The sequence below is a fragment of the Chloroflexia bacterium SDU3-3 genome (assembly GCA_009268125.1).
Classification (GTDB): domain Bacteria; phylum Chloroflexota; class Chloroflexia; order Chloroflexales; family Roseiflexaceae; genus SDU3-3.
In genome coordinates, this window is sequence record WBOU01000049.1 from 1 (window position 1) to 1033 (window position 1033).

General features: G+C 66.9%; 1 protein-coding gene. It reads left to right on the plus strand.

What is annotated here, in order from left to right; translation table 11 throughout:
- Window positions 1-158: 158 nt before the first annotated feature.
- The coding region (locus F8S13_27600; GenBank protein ID KAB8139555.1) for a tyrosine-type recombinase/integrase at window positions 159-1033 on the plus strand (875 nt) is incomplete at its 3' end.

Consider the following 1033-nt stretch of genomic DNA (forward strand, 5'->3'; position numbering starts at 1 on the left):
CGTGCGACGATAGAAGGGGTAGGCCGTGCGCTCAATCGATGGCATACGCGGGTATCCTTGATGAAGCGGCGATGTCTGACAAATGAGTATAGCAGACATTCTCCCCGCCCCTGCGGCCCACCCATGTCTGCTAACTCGCCCGGAAACCCGCTGCTGCCATGTCTGCTAAGGAATCTGCGCCCATGAAACGTCCAAGCAAGCCCACGCTCTCCGCACCAGGCACGACCCAGCTCCAGGCCTATGCCACCGCGCTGGCCAGCCACGCGGATCTCAGCCCGGTCACGGTGCGCAACTATCTCAGCGACCTCCAGCAGTTTGCCGCCTGGTGCGAGGCCACCTGGGCCGAGCACGCCGAGCAGGCCGTCGGCTTCATGCCTGCCCAACTCACCACGCCGCTGATCACCCGCTACCGCACCTTCCTCCAGCACACCCAGCAGCTGCGCCCCGCCACGATCAACCGCAGCCTCATGAGCATCAAGGGCTACACGAGCTGGGCGGCGGCCACCGGCCAGCTCGCCCACGACCCTGCCCAGGTGGTCAAGCTCATCCCCATGATGCCCAGCACCCCGCGCCACCTCAGTGACACCGAGGTCGAGGCGCTGATCGCCGCTGCGCTTGCCCACGGCTCGCTGCGCGACCAGACCATCCTCACCGTGATGCTGCATACCGGCGTGCGCGCCCACGAGATCTGCCGCCTGGAGCGCCGCCACATCACGCTGGGCAAGCGCAGCGGTACCCTGGCCATCTATGGGAAACGCAACAAGTACCGCGAGGTGCCACTCAACCAGACCGCCCGTGCCCAGCTGCGCAGCTACCTCGCCACCCATCCCGAAGCGGCCCGCTGGGTCTTCTGCTCGACCAAGACCGGCCAGGCGCTCACCGAGCGCGCCCTCGGCTACCTCGTCGCCAAATACGCCAGCCACGCGCGGCTCAACGCGGTGCATCCCCATGATCTCCGGCATCGCTTTGGCTACCAGATGGCCGCCCGCGTGCCGCTCCACCGCCTCGCGCAGATCATGGGCCACGACTCGCT